This window comes from Synechococcus sp. R8-2 (assembly GCF_047461715.1).
Taxonomy (GTDB): domain Bacteria; phylum Cyanobacteriota; class Cyanobacteriia; order Thermostichales; family Thermostichaceae; genus Thermostichus.
On record NZ_JANSHQ010000589.1, the window covers coordinates 1 to 740 of the forward strand.

Below are 740 nucleotides of genomic sequence, written 5' to 3' on the forward strand. Positions count from 1 at the left end.
GTCGGAGCCGGGTAGTTTACACGCCCGTCCATTCCAAGCCCCGCTACAGCTATCTGCAAAACTATCCGCTCTCTCCCACCCCCAAGGCAACAACAGGCGGTCAGGGAAAGAGCGGTCTATCGGGCCTTCAACTGGAACCCGACTGCCGGGAGGAACTCCAAGCGAGCCAGAACGTGAAGACTCTTCAGCAGACTGAAGGATCTAAGTTCAGACCGTTAGAGAACAGCCCCGGCGCACAGCCGGCTGAACCCAACTTGACGACCCTTACAACTACTACTATCTGGCATCCGCAGGAACCTCCTTTACTAAACGACACCCTGAGACTAGCACAAATCTTTTCTTGTTTTCTCGATCAGGGAGTTCATGCGGTGGTTTGTTGGAGCCGTTTGAGAGCTCCAGGCGCTCTGGGTAACCGTGGGCTTCGGATCCCCTGTCCCACAAGAGGGGTGAGGGATGGACTGCTGAGGATGAGGCGACAGCGTAGGATAGAGAGACGCCCTTTAGGTTGCTCGAGTTGCCGTGGACTACAAAAGTACCCTCAACCTGCCCCAAACTCAGTTTCCCATGCGGGCAGAGGCCGCCAAGAGAGAACCCGCCATTCAAGCCTTTTGGCAGGAAGAGCAAATCTACCAGCGCCTTGCCGACCACAATCCTGGGGATCCCTTTGTCCTGCACGATGGACCGCCCTACGCCAATGGCGATATCCACATGGGCACCACCCTCAACAAGATCCTCAAGGA

General features: G+C 56.2%; 1 protein-coding gene. It reads left to right on the forward strand.

Translation table 11 applies throughout. The features are described from left to right. Positions 1–564 precede the first annotated feature (564 nt). Positions 565–740: class I tRNA ligase family protein (locus tag NW819_RS12820; protein ID WP_414413977.1), on the forward strand; the 176-nt coding region annotated here is incomplete at its 3' end.